Source organism: Carboxylicivirga caseinilyticus, assembly GCF_050589785.1.
In the GTDB taxonomy this organism is placed as follows: domain Bacteria; phylum Bacteroidota; class Bacteroidia; order Bacteroidales; family Marinilabiliaceae; genus Carboxylicivirga; species Carboxylicivirga caseinilyticus.
Map to the genome: position 1 here is coordinate 43,246 of NZ_JBNGOX010000030.1, position 18,663 is coordinate 61,908.

Genomic DNA, 18,663 nt, shown 5'->3' on the forward strand with positions numbered 1-18,663 from the left:
ATTAACTTTATAAAAGTAGCAAAATAAATTTTTTATGTGTGAAATTTTGAGTTTATTCGTACTGCTCATGACCAAACCTAATGAAAGAGGTAACATTTATTAACCGAAATAAAAAGCGTTGGGAGAAATTTGAAGCGCAATTACAAAAGTCTTCATTGGTTACTCCGGATGAGTTGGCTGATCAGTTTATTCAGCTAACAGATGATTTGGCATATGCACGAACCTATTATCCCAATACACGCACACTAAGTTACTTAAACAGTCTTTCTCAGAAAACGCATCAGGAGATTTACAGGAACAAAAGAGAAAAAGGAAGCCGAATTCCAACTTTCTTTGCGTTCGAACTTCCGTTGATTCTTAATTATGCCCGGCCATATTTTTTTCTTTCATTAGTTGTATTTATAGCTGCCTGGGCTCTGGGAGCAATATCGGCTTATGTTGATCATGATTTTTTGAGAGTGATTGCAGGCGATCAATATGTGAATATGACACTGGATAACATTGAAAAAGGTGATCCGATGGCAGTTTATTCTCAGGTTGGCGAAATGCCTATGTTTATTGGTATTACATTTAATAATGTATTTGTATCGTTTTATGTTTTCGTCATGGGATTACTAACTCCCATCGGTACAATCATCCAGATATTCAGGAATGGCATTATGGTAGGTGCTTTTCAGGCATTTTTTTATCATAAGAATCTGTTAGGCGTTTCAACCTATGCAATAATGATTCATGGAACACTGGAATTATCAGCCATTGTGCTGGCAGGAGGTGCAGGCATAATAATGGGCAAATATTTGTTATTTCCGGGAACATATCCCCGTAAAGATTCCTTCGTTTATGGGGTGAAGAAGAGTATAAAAATAATGATAGGTTTGGTACCTGTTTTTATTGTGGCAGGTTTTCTGGAGGGTTTTGTAACCCGTTATTACAATAGTATGGAAACCTGGATGAATATTTTAATTATTGCCATTTCATTAACTTTTATTGTTTGGTATTTTTTCCTTTATCCGGTAAAAGTGCATAAACGATATTTACAACAAACAGATAGAAATGAATAATACCGATGTTGATTTTAATCTGAAGAGGGATTTCAGTGATGTGATTAACGTTACATTCAGTTTTATAAAACAGGAGTTTAAAACATTAATAAGCACCGTGGCCTTGTATACTATTATTCCCTTATTAGGCTCAGCTGTCTTAAGTGTTTTTTACACCAAGGATACCTGGACAGCCTATTTTCAAGGTATTTTTACGAATGCTCCTGTTGTAGAAACTCCCAATTTTACCGTTCTGATTTTAATGATTGTCATTAATTTTATCTCAACTCTGATGATAATGGGATTAACCTACGAATACATTAATCTTTATAATACGCGTGGTAAAGGGAATTTTACAAGAGCAGACGTGGCTAATGCTTTCGTTAAGGATTTTCTTAAGATATTAGGATATAATATTATTGTATTTATTGTAGTAACACTTGCTTCTCTTTTAATAATACCCGGAATATATTTAGCTGTTCCTCTGACATTTATTACCATTGTTTTAATTGTAGAGAATAGAGGCTTTTCCGGTTCCTGGAGACGTTGTTTTGAGATTATTAAGAATAATTGGTGGCTTACTTTAGCATTGATAATAGTTACCTATATTATTATTTACATGCTCGGAATGGTATTTAATCTACCCTTAGGAATTTATTCAGGTATAAAAGGTTTTACTGCAGCCACAGGAGGTAATTTTGAAATGGATTATGTGGTATTGACATTATTTACAATCCTATCAACTGTTGGATCCTCGTTGCTGATGGTTCTTTTTTACACAATGTTGGCAGCACAGTATTACAGTTTGAACTCAGATAAAACAAAAGCCAGTTCCATTCTGGATCGAATTAATGAAATAGAAGATCGCCCTGTTGAAGATTCATTTTAAATATATATTAGTTTTTGTATTGTTACTTAGTGGGTTTCAGTTAAAGGCTGAGACCGACTCTTTGGCTCTTAATGATAGCATTGAGGCATGGGATAATACTGCTGTTGATTACAGATACCCGTCTCAGGATACAATTGCATACTATAAACAGCACCCAGATTATAATTATATTGAAAAGGAAACTACTGAAAGTCTGCTGGATCGATTTTGGAGGTGGCTGTTATCACTTTTTGTAAATAAAGGAACAACAACTGTATTAGGTTGGGCAATATTGATCTTGTCTATCTTTGCTTTACTGGCAATAGTAATCCGTTTATTTGGTATTCCTATTAAAGGATTATTTGTTTTTGCCCGTTCTACCAAGGTAACTGATTTAACATTCACATCGGTGAATGGAGATCTTGAAAGTGATAACCTTGAAAAGATACTTGAAAGTTACATTAGTAGTGGTGCCTACAGAGAAGCCACACGGATCCTTTTTATGATGACTTTGCGACAGCTTAATCGTAATAAACTGATTAAATGGAGTATTTGGAAAACAGACCGTGAATATTATTACGAATTAAAGGATCAGGATCTTAAAGCTGAATTTTTGGATATTATGCGTCAGTACGAATATGTCTGGTATGGCAAATTTATGCCCGAAGTAGAATATTTCCGAAAGCTTGAAAATCAGTTTAATCAACTAATACATAATATTCAATCACATAAAAACTAAAATGAATAAACAGAAGCCAAATAACATTTTACTTTTTGGGATACCGTCATTGGTTATTATCCTGGCTTTTGTTATTGCCTATGCCCCTAAACCTGTTGATTGGACTCTTAGCTACTCAAATAGAGATGTTAAGCCATTCGGAAGTAAAATGCTTTTCGAACTATTACCGGTATTGATGGGGGATAGTTCCATCATAGCATCGCATAGTAACTTATCAGTTTTTATTGGTGATGATAATCCAATTGGTGAAAACTTTATCTTTTTAAACAACAATGTTGATTTTAATGCAGAGGACCAGTTTAAAATAGAAGAGCTCTTACTAAATGGGAATAATGTATTTATTGCTGCCGAAAACTATGAAGAAGGATTTCTGGATTCGTTAAAAGTTGGAGTAGAAATTACTACGATACCACAATTTGCAAAAGTTGATTCAATCAGTCTTAATCTGGCCAACAGAAGTCTTAAAAAAGGATTGGGTTATTGGTATGAAAAAGGTATTAACGACAATTATTTTACTTCTTATGATACCCTTCATACTTCTGTTTTGGGTATTAACAGTAAAGGGAAGACTAATTTTATAAGGATTAAAAAAGGTGCAGGTTGGTTGTATCTTCATTTAAACCCTATTGTATTCACCAATTATAATTTGTTGGATAAAGATAATGCTGATTATGCATTTAAATGTCTGTCATACCTGCCTCAAGCCAGAACCCTTTGGGATGAGCATTATAAAGTAGGAATGAATCGTCAGAAAACACCGTTAAGTTATATATTCGATAATCCTCCGTTACGACTGGCATATTATCTAACCTGGATTGGAGCGATTTTATTTTTGATTTTCGAATCTGCCCGTCGACAAAGGATGATACCAATAGTGAGACCGCCGGAAAACAGTACTGTTAATTTTGTCGAAACCATTGGCAGGTTGTATTTTAGTAAGAAAAACCATTTGGATATAGCCATTAAAAAATATACCTATTTCAAAGAGTTTGTGCGTTCGCGCTATTATGTCAGTACCTCACCAATCAACGAAGAGTTGTATCAACAAATTGCTGAAAAATCCAATATCCCTATTCGAAGTATAAAACAGCTGTTTGAAATGGGTGAAAGCCTGAAGAAAATTCAACGACTCTCAGAAGCTGATTTGGAACAATTCAACCGTAAGATTGAATTCTTTTATGAACATTGCCAATAAAAAACAACGATATGAATGAAAATGCTCCTTTTGAAAACAGATTGCCGCTTGATGAATTAAATCATGCGGCTTATCGTATCCGGAATGAGATAAACAAAGTAATTGTCGGTCAGGAAAAAGTGCTCGATCTTCTCTTAACGGCAGTAATTGCTAACGGACATGTGTTGCTTGAGGGGGTTCCCGGAATAGCCAAAACCATGATGGCAAAACTTATTTCTAAATCTGTGGCAGCTGACTTTTCACGTATTCAGTTTACTCCCGATCTAATGCCAACAGATGTATTAGGAACCATGGTTTTTAATGCAGGTAATTCGACGTTTGAGTTTAATAAAGGACCGGTTTTCTCAAATCTGGTATTAATTGACGAGATAAACCGTGCTCCAGCCAAAACGCAATCGGCATTGTTTGAAGTAATGGAGGAGCGCCAGGTTACCATTGATGGAGTAACACGGGCAATGGAAAGTCCGTTTCTTGTGTTTGCTACACAAAATCCGGTGGAACATGAAGGAACCTATCGTTTGCCGGAGGCTCAGCTGGATCGCTTTCTGTTTAAAATACAGATAGATTATCCATCACTGGAGCAAGAAGTGAATATCTTATCAAATGCTCAAAAGAGGGAGTCTCTGGATCCTTTGTCGTTGATTTCGGCAGTAATAAGTAAGGAAGAACTGGTAAAATATCAGCAATTAGCAACAAGAGTTGTGGTGGAAGATGATCTGTTGAGATACATTGCTCAGATAGTTGATAAAACCAGAAACAGCAATTCTTTTTATCTGGGTGGAAGTCCGCGTGCTTCATTAGCTATACTGAATGCTTCAAAAGCTTTTGCTGCTTTGGAAGGTAGGGATTTTGTTACACCTGATGATATTAAAACAGTACTGATACCTGTTCTTTGTCACAGAGTTATTTTAACTCCCGAAAAAGAAATGGAAGGAGTAAAACCTGAAGTGATAATTCAACAAATCATCGATACAGTAGAAGTTCCACGTTAACAAAAAAAGTAAATGGCAAAACTCAGGGTCAGAGGTCGCATTTTCTTTTCCAGGCTTTTTTATTATTGTTTGGCAGCAATTATACTAACCATTGCTTTCGGACAGTTTAATGAGTTGTTTTTTATATTGGGTACATTAGGGCTTGGATTATTAGGTGCTGTCATCATTCTGGATATCATTTTACTTTTTTATGTGCAAAGAGATGCCATTGAAGCAAACCGCGAGATTGATGAGAAGTTTTCAAACGGAGATTTAAATAAGATACAGCTGTTTTTTGCCAATAACTATCGCTTTCCGGTTAGATTAAGCATTATTGATGAAATTCCGGTTCAGTTTCAACAGCGTAATTTTAATCTTAAGTTGATGCTGACTCCTGGTCAATCGGAAAGAATCAGTTATGACCTTCGTCCGGTTGAAAGAGGAGAATATCATTTTGGGGCATTAAATATTCTGGTACAGTCACCCCTTCGCATAATTGTTCGTCGCTGGACAAAGGCAGAGAATCAAATGGCAAAAGTATATCCGTCATTCAAAGAAATGAAACAATTTGAAATGATGGCTATTTCTAATCGTTTAACCGAATTTGGAATTAAAAAGGTGCGTAAACTTGGCCATCAGATGGAGTTTGATCAAATCAGAGATTATATCAAAGGCGATGATATAAGAACCATTAACTGGAAAGCTACAGCTCGCAGAAATCATCTAATGGTCAATCAGTACCGGGAGGAGAAATCGCAACAGGTGATCTCAATAATTGATCTGGGACGTGCCATGAAGATGCCTTTTGAAGGGATGACCTTACTTGATTATGCGATCAATACCTCATTGGTAATGTCAAAAATTGCGATGTTAAAAGAAGATAAAGCGGGTCTTATTACTTTTAATAACGAAATACGAACTGTTGTACCACCGCAACGAAGTGGCAAGCAGATGCAAATAATAATGGAGGCTCTTTATAATCAATTAACAGGTTTTCAGGAGCCAAATTTAAGGGCTTTGTATACTACTATTCGCCGACAGGTTCACCACCGGAGTTTACTGATCATTTATACCAACTTCGAAAGTTTAAGTTCTGCTAAACGCCAGATTCCAATGCTTCAGAAAATGGCAAAAGATCATTTGGTGATGGTAGTGTTTTTCGAAAATACTGAACTACGTAAACTAACTGAGGATAAAGCAACAGACATGGAAGGTATCTATGTTAAGACGATCGCAGAAAAGTTTGCTTATGATAAAAAGTTGGTTGTTCATGAGCTTGAAAGGCATGGAGTGCATACTATCCTTACTGAGCCTGGAAAGCTTACTGTTGAAACAATTAACAAATATCTGGAACTTAAAGCAAGGGGTTTGATATAAACTGGTCAAAATCCACTTTTTTAAAATTGACCCCTGAAAATTCAACTTTGTTTACTCCTATTTTTCAAAATCGATCAAAATTACCCTGTTAAATGGATCGTTTTTGGTTAATATTTTAAAAATAGTGACGATCTTACCTCTTTTAACGATCTAAAAATCACCATTATCGACTTTTTTACAAAAAAATTCTGTTTCTTGTATACGTGAACCCGTGCGGCTGTTTGTCTTAGTAATGAAAGATTAACAATAGCCTAAACTGAAATTAATTTAAATGAAATCCCATTAATTTAGTTTTGTAATGATCTAGTATTAACTGTTTAAAGTGTTGTAGCCATGATGACCTTAACCAATTTATCTGAAAAGATAGAGTTAGATGATGTTTTTGATAGTGGTATAATTTCAATAATGACCAAGTCATCAGTTTCTCCTGAAAATTTTTATTTGACAGGATATGAAACCATCAGCTTTAAACGAACACGTGAATTTGCACTTGAAACAGTTTTAGCATCTGTCGTTCCCTTTGAAAAGGATCTTTTAATCATCAGTAATAACATTGATGATCTTCGACTTAAACGACTTTGTTCTTATCATGGTATAAGCAGCCTGATCATTAAAAAGCCAGAAACTCTTGCTGATTGGGAAGAATTCGGTTTAACCGTAGCAAATTACCGTCGTTACTCACATATTCTGGTATCATGTGATGTAAACGATGAATCTGACATGAATCAGTTGAAGAAAATCTCAACTCTTATAGACAATATGAAGATTGGTTTGATTGTTCATTGTCGAAGAAAGCCTATGGAATTAATTGAGGTGAGCAACTTGAATGTGGATTATATGATCTGCAACGGAACCAATTCAGATATCAGTTCAGTTGTGCTTGCACGCCGAAGCCGATTAGTGCAAACTGAAGGTACAAGCCGCGACTCAAAGATGGACTTGTATAACTACTGGCAAAGTACCTTGTACGGAAGAAATTCCTACATTGAACCAATGGCAATTTAACCAAGCTATTAGTATATTACTTACAACCCAATAATCGTTGAAATATAATTGTTCGGCGAATGTTGGGTTAACTTTTTCTTAACCTTCCGAACTAATTATAAATTACTTAGCAGCATTTTAACGATAAGTTTTCTTTGCGCATCTATAATTGCAGTGTATTATTAAACAACTAGATGAGTAAAGAAAAAACACTTTTAAAAAAGGATCTTGATGCCTTGGTTATATCCGATACACACCTGGGAACATTCGGCTGTAAGGCAAAAGAACTCGTAAGTTATCTTAAAACAGTCAATCCAAAGACGATTGTCTTAAACGGCGACATTATTGATGTGTGGCAGTTTTCAACCAATTATTTTCCAAAATCTCATACCAAGGTAATCCGTCAATTGATGAAGATGATGGAGAGTGGTAGCGAGATTGTATACCTGGCCGGAAATCATGATGAAAACCTTAGGCGTTTTGTGGGATTGTCGGTTGGCAATTTCAAGATTGCCAATAAGCTTGTATTGGAACTCAACGGTAAGAAATCATGGATATTTCATGGTGATGTTTTTGATGTGGTGATGCATCACTCTAAATGGCTAGCTAAATTAGGTGCAAAGGCATATGGTATCCTTACCATCACCAATAAAATGGTGAATGGATTGCTATCGGTTTTTGGTAAACGTCGAATCTCATTATCGCGCGACGTTAAAAAGGCTTTTAAAGGAAAAAATAAGAACGAACTGACCACCCGTTTTGAGACTACCGTTGCTGAATTAGCCATTAACAAGGGTTACGACTACGTAATATGTGGGCATATTCACTGGCCTGAAAAAAAGATGATTTCCAATCATGAAGGCGAGGTCGTTTACCTGAATAGTGGTGACTGGGTAGAAAATATGACTGCACTTGAATTCTACAATGGCGATTGGCATCTGGTTTATTTTGCAGAGCAGCAACCATTACAAAATCAAGAGAATGTTTTTATAGCTGATGATATAATTCTTCCTGATGAAAAAGTGCTGTTCAGAGCCATGTTAAATGATGTATTAAGCAGCTAGTCTCGCAACCATCCAAACTTCTTTGACTTATGAAAATACTATATGCTATACAAGGAACTGGAAATGGGCATATGGCCCGTGCCTTTGAAGTGATTCCGGAACTGAAAAAATATGGTAAGGTAGATATTCTTGTCAGTGGTATTCAAACAGAAATAAATTTGCCTTGGTCAGTCAAATACAGGTATTATGGACTTGGGTTTATTTTTGGCAAAAATGGAGGTGTGGATTTTAAATCAACCCTCTTAAAAAGTCGTTTATTTAAATTCTTGAAAGAAATAATGACGGTGCCGGTTTATAAGTACGATTTGGTGATAAACGATTTTGAGCCGGTTGTAGCATGGGCTTGTAAGTTGCGTGGTAAAAGATGTATTGGAATCAGTCATCAAAGTGCTGTTTTGCATCCGGAAGCTCCAAAACCAATTGAAAAAAATACTATCGGAAGATTAATATTAAAGTATTACGCACCGGTAAATCATTTTCACGGATTTCATTTTAAGAATTTGGGTAACCACATTACAACTCCTGTGATCAGGGGTGACATAAGAAATGCAAAAACATCGAATGAAGGGCATTATACAGTTTATCTGCCATCCTATTCAGATGATAAAATAATTGCTGTATTATCTCAAATTCCCTTTATCAAATGGGAAGTTTTTTCAAAGCATAACAGTACTCCGGTTGTAATAGGAAATGTTAGTATTCAGCCGGTTAACAAAGAACAATTCACAGAAAGTTTTTTATCTTGTACGGGTATATTGTGTAATGCAGGATTTGAATCTCCTGCTGAGGCTTTGTACATGGGAAAGAAGCTTTGTGTTATTCCGATGAAAGGGCAATTTGAACAACAATGCAACGCGGCTTTTCTGAGTAGCATGGGTGTAAGAACCATAAATGATTTTGAAACCGGTTTGGAATCGATAAATGAATGGGTGTTTTTTGACAGTGCAATAGCAGTTGATTACCCCAATAATCTGGCGGAAGTGATAGATGATATTTTATTCAGATATACACCTCAATATGATTCTTTACCTCAGTTGGCATTAAGTAGTCAGTTCAAAATTTAAGATATGCTGATTTCAGATCAAAGTTTAAAGGATGTAGGTGTGCCTGTACCAACCAATCCTTTGTTTAAGAAGGCCATTTTTTCTTATCTGCGGGTTAATCGCATCAATCATATTTTAGATGCAGCCGGAGAGAATCAGCAGGGACTTGATTTTATTCAGTCATTGTTGAAAGAGTTAAATATTCATTTTCATATTTCAGAGAGAGAGCTAAGGCACATTCCTGTCTCTGGTCCATTTATATTAATGTCGAATCATCCTTTTGGCTTTCTGGATGGATTAATTATGATGTTGATTGCTGGTCAAAGAAGACCAGATTTCAAAGTTTTAGCCAATTTCTTTTTAAAGCAGTTCAAACCCTTAAGTAACTTTTTTATTGATCTGAATCCTTTTGAATCGAAAAATTCGATGAATATGAAGGGTATCAGAAGTGCATATCATAATATCGCAGAAGGAAGACCAATCGGATTATTTCCTGCAGGAGAAGTTGCAACCATGCAAAAGGGCTTCAGACGGATAGAGGACAAGGTGTGGGATGCCGGGATTATTCGGTTTATGGTCAACTGCAATGTTCCTGTTATTCCAATGTACTTCGAGGGAACCAATAGTCTTAAATTTCATTTATTGGGAAAAATTCACCCTTATTTACGCACTCTAACTATCCCTTCTGAGTTTTTTAAATACGAGAATAAAACAGTTAATGTAAGGATTGGAGCCCCGATTCATCCATCGGAATTAAAAGAATTTGATAATCTTCAAAAAGCTGGCAGATATTTGCGTGCTTCTTTGTTTGGATTAGGTTCGAAAGTGGATGTGAAGCACCATTTCAGGCTAACTAAAAGGCAAAAAGTTCAGGAGCCTGTTATTAATCCTGTTTCAACTGATTTAATAAAAGACGAATTAGAAGGTTTAAGAGCTAATAATGATCTTCTTTTTACAAAATCAAATTACGAGATGTTTTTAGCTGATGCTCATTCCATACCTAATATTATTAAGGAATTAGGGCGACTGCGTGAACATACTTTTCGGGCAGTGGGAGAGGGAACTGGTCATAAGATTGACATAGATGAGTATGACCTTTATTATCTGCATTTGTTTATATGGGACACAAAAGCTGAAGTGATAGCCGGCGCGTATCGTTTAGGCCCAGGTGATAGGATAGTGGATGCTTATGGATCAAAAGGTTTTTATGTTACCAGCTTATTTGATTTGGATAAGGAGCTTAATCCTGTTTTGTCGCAAACATTGGAAATGGGTCGTTCTTTTGTAGTTAAGGAATATCAGCAAAAGCCATTACCACTGTTTCTTCTTTGGCAAGGAATATTGCATTTTCTTAAGCAGAATCATCAGTATAAGTATTTGTTAGGTCCGGTTAGTATCAGTAATGATTTTACACAGTTTTCGAAAGATCTGTTGATTGCTTTTATCAAAAAGCATCACTACGATTATGAGCTGGCTAAATGGGTGCATTCGCGAATGGAATTTGTTGTTAAAACAAATCAGGAAGATATTGAAGTAGTGTTGGAACGGAACTCTGATGATTTGCAGAAACTGGATAAATACATTTCAGCCATTGAGCCGGGGTATATGAAAATTCCCGTGTTATTAAAGCAGTATATGCGTCAGAATGCCAGGATAATTGGCTTTAATGTGGATCCCAAATTTAACAACAGTCTGGATGGTTTAATGATTCTTGAAATCAAAAATCTCCCACAGAGCACTTTTGATTTTTTAAAACCCAAAGAAGAATAAAAAAGAGAAGTTTAGGTGAGGATCTTAAAATTCAATTCTCACCTTAATTATTTCTTATACACAATCGAACCTGCCAAAACTTTTCAGGTTGATGTATGAATAAGTTAATCCTGTTTTTTCGTCAATCATATTATCCTGACGGAATGTCTCTTTCCAACCCAGACTTTTATATTCCGGAAAAAATACATCTACCCCATCAAAAGAATGATGTATTTCAGTTAGATATAATTCATCAGCTTCGTGCAAGAATGCTTTATACACTTCACCTCCACCAATCACAAATACTTTCTGATCATCGCTGCAAAGTGAAATGGCTTCAACCATTGATTTAACAACTTCAGCTCCGGTTGCTTTATAATCTTTCTGACGAGTGATTACAACATTTCTACGATTTGGCAAAGCACCTTTAGGAAGAGCCTCAAAGGTTTTTCTTCCCATAATAATTGTATGTCCGGTAGTTAGTTCTTTAAATCTTTTTAAGTCGGCAGAAATATATGCTAATTGATCTCCGTTCTTTCCAATGCCATTGTTTTGGTCAATGGCAACAATCATTGCTAAAATCATACAGAAATGGCTCCTTTAATATGTGGATGAGCATCGTAGTTCACCAGCTCAAAATCATCAAAAACAAAATCGTCAATATTTTTACGGTCGGGATTGATAATCAATTGAGGAAGTGATTTAGGTTCACGCTCTAATTGTGTTTTAACCTGCTCAATATGATTTAAGTAAATATGAGCATCTCCTAAAGTATGCACAAAAGTGCCTGGTTTTAAACCGCAAACTTGGGCAACCATCATGGTTAATATAGCATACGATGCAATGTTAAATGGCACACCTAAAAAGATGTCGGCACTTCGCTGGTATAACTGACAGCTTAATTTACCATCGGCAACATAAAACTGAAACAGAATATGGCAAGGCGGAAGTTGCATGTCATCAATGGCACCCACATTCCATGCGCTAACAATATGACGACGTGAATCCGGGTTGTTTTTTATACTATTAATCACCTGCTTAATCTGATCGATGTTGCCTCCTTTATAATCGGGCCACGATCTCCACTGATAACCATAGATAGGTCCTAACTCCCCATCTTCCTTGGCCCACTCGTTCCAGATTCGTACACCGTTTTCCTGAAGATATTTAACGTTGGTACTTCCTTTCAAGAACCATAGAAGCTCATGAATAATGGATTTTAAATGCAGTTTTTTTGTTGTCAACAAAGGGAAGCCTTCTGCTAAATCGAATCGCATCTGATGCCCAAATACACTGATGGTTCCGGTTCCTGTCCGATCTTCTTTCGTTGCTCCTTCATCAAGCACCCTCTGCAGTAAATCCAAATATTGCTTCATTATGAGAAATTTTAGCCCAAAAATAGTCTTTTTTTTATTGCTGCCTAAATCCTTTGAAGTAGTCCTCGATGGCATCTACATATTTTGTGTAAGCATCAATCCCAATCTGGGTAATTCTGCAAATAGTTAATGGATAATTACCCCTGTTGGCTTTTATTATATCAACATACCCGGCTTCTTTTAGTTTTGTTAACTGGAAGCTTAAATTACCTTTGGTTGCGTTTGTGTTATCGAGTAAATAGGCAAATTCGGCTGATTCAATTCCAATTAATACCGACATGATGGCCAGTCGTATCTGGGAATGTAAAACCGGATCTAAATCTTTAAACATACTATTTCTGACGTTGCGAATACATTATGTGTCCCGGAATAACAAATGCAATTAACCATCCGAGGGCTTCAATCATTAATTGTTTATCTAAAGGATATAATGAAGCAACATAAGCCATGGCAGCAAAAAATATTCCTCCAAAAATAACAACATTGTATCGTAATATACCTCCTGTAATTACGATGGCAAAAGCTATTAAAACCATAAAGATAGGATGTTGCAATTCAAACGATATACTATGTAAAACATTGAACTGAATCAAATTTATCAAGACCATGCTAACCAGCAAGCCAAACCAAACATACCTTAATGAAGTACTGATGTAAGTTTTAACCTTTTTTCGTGACTGATACATGTAATAGGTTGTATAAAAGAGACCAGCGAACGGTAAAACTATTCTAAGAAGACGGACTACCTGCATTAATGTGTAACCAGGATTGTAAATTCCAACTAAATAGTTTAATGCAAAGTAGTTAAATACTGCTATCCACCCCCATACGATGAATAAAATTCCATCACTTTTAAGTTTCTTTTGCGAAACTTCAATCATTTGTCGGATTACTTGTAATGATTGTTCTTCATTCAAATCATTACTATTTTCTTCATTGGGATTCATAACTTAAAATTTAGTTTGCAATACAAACTTAATTAGGTTTGTAAAACAAACCAAATAAATTCGTCAATTTAACATTCTGAAATTTCAGAATTTAAACTATGAATCAGTAGGTACCTCTTCCTGAAGGTTTATGGTGGTCATAATAGGGTAGTGATCGGAATAATTCACATCTATCTTTTTAAAACCATATGAATTAAATCGTTTGTCATGAAAAATGAAATCAATGCGGAATGAGGGTAGAATGCCGTTATAGGTTCCGCCAAAACCCTTGCCCGATTCAACAAAGGCGTCCTTAAGATCGCCACGCATTTGACGATAAACATACGAAACCGGTGTGTCATTAAAGTCGCCACAAACAATAGCGGGGAATGGTGAATTACTGATGTGTTTACCTAAGCGTTCAGCCTGATCGGCACGATGCTGAAAAGCAGATCTGAGCTTATCGGTTATTTCTTTGACCCCTTCGCGACGTTCTTTATCATTTTTATAATTCAGGCTATCAATAAAATTCAGATGCTTGGGAGTTAAACGAATTGATTCCAGGTGATTATTAAAGACTCTGATTCTTTGGCCGTGCGCTTCAATGTCAGTTTGGATGCTGAAATTTGTAGTGTGCTTAAATTTAACACTTCCTTTTTCTGCAATAGGATACTTGCTTACGGTAATCAATCCAAAATTGCGTCTTCCTCTTTTCCCTGAATGATACTCTATGTGTTTATATTTATATTGATTGAGGCGAGATAAGATGTAGTTTTCGTTAAAGACTCCTTTTGCAGTTGTGCTGTAAAATTCCTGTAAGCATAACACGTCAGGATTTTCTTTTCGTATCAGTTCAAAAATTTTCTCCTGAACATCTTTTTCCCCCGACCAATTATACATATCAAACATCCGAACATTAAAACTCATTATGGATAAAGAGTTTTCCAATTTTTCTTCTTTATCTAATGGAACTGCTTTCCATTGAAAAGTATTGGTCCAGTGACTAAACGTAATAAGTAAAGCAATTGTCGGAAATAAAAACTGCCATCTTTTTCTTACCATCCAGAATATGGCTAAAACTAAATTTAACAACCATAATACAGGGAAACCAAACCCTAAGAATGGTAAAATCCAGGTGTGAGAAGGACTAATATATGCCGTAAGCACTGAAAGCAACAGAAAAAATGCTGCTAAAAAGGAGATGAGGGTTATTATGGATTTAAAGAAACGTTTCAAGCAAATTACTTTTTACTGGCGTCAAATAATGTTTTTTTCTCATCCGAAGTTAAACTATCGTATCCACTGGATTTAATCTTCTCAAGTATACGATCTACTTCATGCTGTTTATTTACTTTCTTTCGGTTATATTCCATATCGGTCATAGGACGTCGATGCGTAACAGTCATTTTTGATTTTTTGGAAAAAATGGTTGCCAATTTATCCATAAAACGGTTAAATCGTATGGTAACATCTTTTCCCTGCACAAGGGATCCTGCATATAAATATCCAAACAAGGCACCACCTATATGAGCCAAATGACCTCCTGTATTCGATAAGGCAGATATATTGATTAGGTCAAGAACTAATGATCCGATTGCCAGATATTTTAATTTAACACCACCAATGAACATGAGGTAGATTTTATGATCTCCTCTTAATTTAGCCATTGTAAAAAGTATGGCCATAACCGATGCCGAAGCACCTAATAGAATGGAGTTGGACTGAAACTGATATAAACCGGGAACTAAATTATATGCTAATAAATAAATTATTGCTCCTGTAATACCTCCAAGGAAATATACACCTAAAAGCTGACGGGGATTTAGAAATTCGAGAAAGATTTTACCAAACCAATACAACCATAACATGTTGAACAGGATGTGGAAAAAATCGTAATGCACAAACATATAGGTGATAATAGTCCATGGTTTGAATAATAATTCCATTGGATCGGACGGTACTGAAACCCACTGAAGTAAGGGGTAATCAAGTGAGCCTGTTGAAAGGCTAAATAATGCCTGTAACAATCTGATGATAACAAATACTCCAATGTTAATGTAGATCAGCTTTATTAAGGCTCCTCCTTGCTTGTACGATTGTTTTATTTCGTCAACTATTCCCATGGCTCAGATTCCTTTTTTTTGCCAAAATTTTATTAAGATAAATCCAAATACCATTCCGCCTAAATGTGCCCAATGTGCTACATTATCAAATGAGAAATTAGCCACACCCTGAAGAAGTTCTATAACACCATACCCTATCACAAAATATTTTGCTTTTATCGGAATGGGAGGAAAAATCAACATTAACTCTGTGTTAGGAAATAACATTCCAAATGCCAACAGGATACCAAATACAGCACCGGAAGCCCCAATCGTGGTTCCATTTAAAATGCCGTTAAATTTACCCATCAATGGGTCTTTAAAATTCTGCCAGTTCTTAAGTGCTTCTGCTCCTTTCTCTAAGACAATCTGATGTTGTTGATCAGTCAATTGTGGAAGTATAGAGTAATACTCGATATAATTAACTCCAATCTGAACTAAAGCAGCTCCAATGCCAGTAGCAACATAATAAATAAAGAATTTTTTTGAGCCCCAATAGACCTCTAAAATACGTCCGAACATAAAAACTGCAAACATATTAAAAAACAGATGCATAATGTCGGCATGCATAAACATATAAGTTCCAAACTGAGCTGGATTAAAAAGTGGTGAACTAGGTATATGCAATCCAAGGTAGGCGCTCAAGTTTATTCCAAAAGATTTTTCAGCTACCCAAGTAGCGAATAAAAAAAGGACATTTATTATTAATAAGTTCTTTGTAACCGGCGGTAATCCCGCAAACGGTGACTGTCGATACATCATACTCGAAATTTAAATTGATAGTAGGCTTTGGATGCACAACATCAATGCCATACTGAAAAAATAACTAAAAAATACTTTATATGCTCAGCTTTTATAACAAAAAGATATCATTGACAGTTCAGATATCATAATCATTCTGCCAATGTGTCACATTAACTAAAGCGTTTGCCTAATTCGTCATTATCCAGGATAGAGATGATGGTTTTACCTGACGGTGAAAAATTTGGCACGCTACAGGCAAATAACTGATCAAATAATTCACTCATCTCAATCTGACTCATAGCCTTGCTATAAGGTATTGCAGCTCGTTTAGCCATTGAAGTGGCTATCTGCTCCCATACTTCTTTATCCAAATCAACTTCTCCGTCTTTAAAATCAGTTAATATCCCGTCAATAAGCTGAGCAGCGGATACATTTTCAAGTCCGGCAGGAATGGAAAGAACCAGAAAAGTCTCCTCATCTTTTTGCTCAATTTCAAGGCCCATGGCTAATAACTCCCGTTTAAGTTCATTTATCATTCCAATTTCATGAGGGCCGAAAGACAACTCTTCGGGGAATAGCATTTTTTGAGATAATGAAGTACCTCTGCTTAAAGCCTGCATAAATCCTTCGAAGATAATGCGCTCATGAGCTCTTCGTTGGTCGATCATCATCAGGCCGGATTTTACCGAGGTAAGGATATACCTATTCTTCAGTTGAAAAAACTGATTATTGGATATCTTATTTTCCTCCCCTCCTGAAGACAGAATGGTTTGCTGAACCGGTTCCTGTTCTTGTTGTGATTCGAAATAAGATTGATTCTCAGAGGGTGAATAATCAAACGATGGTTCAGTTTTAAATCCATCATATAAATTCTCCCATCCATCTGTTTTTTGGGATGATGAAAAAGAACCACCGGAAGATCCTCCAAAAGATCGGGAAGCATTTTTTTGTTCCTCCTCAAAAGGATTGTAAAAAGGATTCACATTAACATTTGGAGCTTCTGGTACATAATCTTTCTGCATCACCGGTATATCAATCTGATCGGCTGTGTCGAAATCAATTGATGGCATCATATTAAATTTACCCAAACTTTCGCGAATGGAAGCATTCAGTATTTGCCAGATAGCTCTCTCATCTTCAAACTTAATTTCAGTTTTTGTAGGGTGAATATTGACATCCACAATTTGTGGATCTACTTCCAGAAAAACAAAATATGCCGGAATGGTTTCGGGTAAAAGTATATTGTCGTATGCGTCCATTAATGCTCTGTGCAAATATGGATGTTTCATAAAACGATTATTCACAAAAAAGAACTGATCACCCAATGTTTTTCTGGCTGATTCTGGTTTGCCTATGTATCCAGAAATTTTCACCATTGCAGTATCTGTTTCGATAGGAATCAATTGAGTACCCATTTGCTTTCCCATCATACTTACAATGCGTTGCTTAATATTACCTGTAGGTAAATTAAAAAGTGGCACACTGTTATGAATAAGACTCATTGCCACACCGGGGTTGGCCAATGCAACTCTTTGAAATTCATTAATGATATGACGGAGTTCTGTTGAATTCTTTTTTAAAAACCTGCGACGGGCAGGCACATTGAAAAACAGGTTTTTAATAATAAACTGACTTCCTTTGGCGCATTGAACAGGTTCCTGTGATTCAACCTGTGAACCCGATATACAAATATGAACACCCAGTTCATCTTCTTCCCTGCGTGTTTTTAATTCAACCTGTGCAACAGCTGCAATGGATGCCAATGCTTCACCACGAAAACCCATGGTGGTAAGTTCAAACAAATCTTTGGCTTCGCGTATCTTAGATGTCGCATGACGTTCAAATGACATACGTGCATCTGTTTCGGCCATACCCGAACCGTTATCAATAACCTGAATAAGATTCTTACCAGCTTCTGTAGTTACAACTTGTATTTCGGTTGCACCTGCATCCACAGCATTTTCAATCAACTCTTTAATTACTGATGCAGGACGTTGTATTACTTCTCCGGCAGCAATCTGATTAGCTACCGAATCGGGTAATAACTGAATGATATTTGACATTTGTTCTTTTTTCCTTCAGAATTTCAACAAATTACTCTCCTAAAAATAGCTTCAGCCAATCCATGTCTGATTCCACAATATAATAACCTATAACCATTAAAATGATTAGGATTATAACGAGGCGTATGTTGGATTTTCGTTTGGCACTGCGCGATACTTCGTAGTGAGACTTCATTCTGCGACGCATGCCACCTTTTATTCGTTGAGCATACCCACTATCTTTCTCCTCTTCGGTTAACATACCCAATTCTTCACGTATACGACGCTCCCTTTCTTCCCTTCTTTCCTTTTGCTCATCATAATAGATTGGATCGTGCTGAAAAACACGATGCCTGGCAACTCTTGTAAAAGTAAACTTCATAACTGTATTTTTTTGCGTTTCTCCGCGCCTAATGCAAAGATAAGAAGTAATCTGAAACAGT

Annotated in this window: 19 protein-coding genes; 10 read left to right on the forward strand and 9 right to left on the reverse strand. The window is 36.1% G+C overall.

Features of this window, described 5'->3' with window-relative positions; translation table 11 throughout:
* Positions 1–80 precede the first annotated feature (80 nt).
* The 10 genes from ACRD62_RS15015 (at position 81) to ACRD62_RS15060 (ending at position 11,051) form a co-directional block, all read left to right on the forward strand.
* Positions 81–1,061: a stage II sporulation protein M gene (locus ACRD62_RS15015; protein ID WP_430820925.1), complete on the forward strand. Its 981-nt coding sequence runs from the start codon at positions 81–83 to the stop codon at positions 1,059–1,061.
* Positions 1,054–1,929, forward strand: a complete 876-nt coding sequence (locus tag ACRD62_RS15020; RefSeq protein WP_430820926.1) for a hypothetical protein — start codon at positions 1,054–1,056, stop codon at positions 1,927–1,929. The genes ACRD62_RS15015 and ACRD62_RS15020 overlap by 8 nt, the downstream gene beginning before the upstream one ends.
* On the forward strand, positions 1,913–2,647 hold the full coding sequence (locus ACRD62_RS15025; protein ID WP_430820927.1) for a hypothetical protein: 735 nt from the start codon (positions 1,913–1,915) through the stop codon (positions 2,645–2,647). Before ACRD62_RS15020 ends, ACRD62_RS15025 begins: the two co-directional genes overlap by 17 nt.
* Position 2,648: 1 nt before the next feature.
* On the forward strand, positions 2,649–3,842 hold the full coding sequence (locus ACRD62_RS15030) for a DUF4350 domain-containing protein (RefSeq protein ID WP_430820928.1): 1,194 nt from the start codon (positions 2,649–2,651) through the stop codon (positions 3,840–3,842).
* A gap of 11 nt (positions 3,843–3,853) precedes the next feature.
* Entirely contained in the window at positions 3,854–4,834 is a 981-nt protein-coding gene (locus ACRD62_RS15035; protein ID WP_430820929.1) for an AAA family ATPase, read from the forward strand.
* Between the two features lie 12 nt (positions 4,835–4,846).
* On the forward strand, positions 4,847–6,190 hold the full coding sequence (locus ACRD62_RS15040) for a DUF58 domain-containing protein (RefSeq protein WP_430820930.1): 1,344 nt from the start codon (positions 4,847–4,849) through the stop codon (positions 6,188–6,190).
* Between the two features lie 333 nt (positions 6,191–6,523).
* Positions 6,524–7,195, forward strand: coding sequence for a hypothetical protein (locus ACRD62_RS15045; protein WP_430820931.1), 672 nt, complete (start codon positions 6,524–6,526; stop codon positions 7,193–7,195).
* Between the two features lie 173 nt (positions 7,196–7,368).
* Entirely contained in the window at positions 7,369–8,238 is an 870-nt protein-coding gene (locus ACRD62_RS15050; RefSeq protein ID WP_430820932.1) for a UDP-2,3-diacylglucosamine diphosphatase, read from the forward strand.
* A 29-nt stretch (positions 8,239–8,267) separates the two neighbouring features.
* Entirely contained in the window at positions 8,268–9,302 is a 1,035-nt protein-coding gene (locus tag ACRD62_RS15055) for a glycosyltransferase family protein (RefSeq protein WP_430820933.1), read from the forward strand.
* Positions 9,303–9,305: 3 nt separating this feature from the next.
* Complete coding sequence (locus ACRD62_RS15060) at positions 9,306–11,051, forward strand: bifunctional lysophospholipid acyltransferase family protein/GNAT family N-acetyltransferase (protein ID WP_430820934.1); 1,746 nt, start codon at positions 9,306–9,308, stop codon at positions 11,049–11,051.
* A gap of 54 nt (positions 11,052–11,105) precedes the next feature.
* Here the strand turns inward: ACRD62_RS15060 and ACRD62_RS15065 are convergent, their stop codons facing one another.
* The 9 genes from ACRD62_RS15065 to ACRD62_RS15105 all read right to left on the reverse strand — a co-directional run bounded on the left by ACRD62_RS15065 (position 11,106) and on the right by ACRD62_RS15105 (position 18,602).
* Positions 11,106–11,615: a dihydrofolate reductase gene (locus ACRD62_RS15065; RefSeq protein WP_430820935.1), complete on the reverse strand. Its 510-nt coding sequence runs from the start codon at positions 11,613–11,615 to the stop codon at positions 11,106–11,108.
* Positions 11,612–12,406 carry a thymidylate synthase gene (locus ACRD62_RS15070; RefSeq protein WP_430820936.1) on the reverse strand — a complete coding sequence of 265 codons (795 nt, stop codon included), beginning with the start codon at positions 12,404–12,406 and terminating at the stop codon, positions 11,612–11,614. Before ACRD62_RS15070 ends, ACRD62_RS15065 begins: the two co-directional genes overlap by 4 nt.
* A 34-nt stretch (positions 12,407–12,440) precedes the next feature.
* Entirely contained in the window at positions 12,441–12,737 is a 297-nt protein-coding gene (locus ACRD62_RS15075; RefSeq protein ID WP_430820937.1) for a winged helix-turn-helix domain-containing protein, read from the reverse strand.
* A 1-nt stretch (position 12,738) separates the two neighbouring features.
* Entirely contained in the window at positions 12,739–13,353 is a 615-nt protein-coding gene (locus tag ACRD62_RS15080; protein WP_430820938.1) for a hypothetical protein, read from the reverse strand.
* Positions 13,354–13,449: 96 nt separating this feature from the next.
* Positions 13,450–14,568, reverse strand: a complete 1,119-nt coding sequence (locus ACRD62_RS15085) for an endonuclease/exonuclease/phosphatase family protein (RefSeq protein WP_430820939.1) — start codon at positions 14,566–14,568, stop codon at positions 13,450–13,452.
* A 5-nt stretch (positions 14,569–14,573) separates the two neighbouring features.
* Positions 14,574–15,455 (reverse strand): rhomboid family intramembrane serine protease, encoded by an 882-nt coding sequence (locus tag ACRD62_RS15090; RefSeq protein WP_430820940.1) that lies wholly within the window; start codon positions 15,453–15,455, stop codon positions 14,574–14,576.
* 3 nt (positions 15,456–15,458) lie between these two features.
* Positions 15,459–16,196 (reverse strand): rhomboid family intramembrane serine protease, encoded by a 738-nt coding sequence (locus tag ACRD62_RS15095; RefSeq protein WP_489672247.1) that lies wholly within the window; start codon positions 16,194–16,196, stop codon positions 15,459–15,461.
* A gap of 152 nt (positions 16,197–16,348) precedes the next feature.
* The gene (gene mutL / locus ACRD62_RS15100) at positions 16,349–18,241 is read right to left on the reverse strand and encodes a DNA mismatch repair endonuclease MutL (protein ID WP_430820942.1); all 1,893 of its coding nucleotides are present in this window, start codon (positions 18,239–18,241) and stop codon (positions 16,349–16,351) included.
* A 31-nt stretch (positions 18,242–18,272) separates the two neighbouring features.
* On the reverse strand, positions 18,273–18,602 hold the full coding sequence (locus ACRD62_RS15105; protein ID WP_430820943.1) for a hypothetical protein: 330 nt from the start codon (positions 18,600–18,602) through the stop codon (positions 18,273–18,275).
* Between the last annotated feature and the right edge of the window lie 61 nt (positions 18,603–18,663).